At 37.0% G+C, this 540-nt stretch carries 1 tRNA gene; it reads left to right on the forward strand.

The window, feature by feature from the left end:
- Positions 1-50 precede the first annotated feature (50 nt).
- Positions 51-125 (forward strand) — tRNA-Gly (locus M3221_RS25560).
- Positions 126-540 lie beyond the last annotated feature (415 nt).

Genomic DNA, 540 nt, shown 5'->3' on the forward strand with positions numbered 1-540 from the left:
TTGACTCCGTCACGCGAAGGTTCGAATCCTTCTAGCCCAGCCATTATTTTGCGGAAGTAGTTCAGTGGTAGAACATCACCTTGCCAAGGTGGGGGTCGCGGGTTCGAATCCCGTCTTCCGCTCCATAGTATTTGCTTTGAGGACATTCATCATTCTGTTTAGTGAATGCAGGAGTTGCATGACTTTAGGGATGTGTCGAATTATTATTTTGGAAAAATAATCTTTTCGTAAATTCTTATTGGTTTTGCAAGAAGCTTATGTTATATTATGAATCCGCCAGTAAACAAGGCGGCTCGAACAAACTGATTTACATCTTCATCATTTTGAAGGAATAATATTTTTTCTTTTAAGATGTTGACTTGTAAACGGGTAAATGATATGATTATTTAGCTGTCCGATACGACAGCAAAGTGAATTGATCTTTGAAAACTGAACAAAATAAACGTCAACGTTTTAAATTTTTATCTTCTATTAAAAACACCCCGTGTTTTAATGGAAACAAATGAGCAAGTCAAACTTTTTTGGAGAGTTTGATCCTGG

The sequence above is a fragment of the Domibacillus indicus genome, assembly GCF_023715895.1.
Lineage (GTDB): Bacteria > Bacillota > Bacilli > Bacillales > Domibacillaceae > Domibacillus > Domibacillus indicus_A.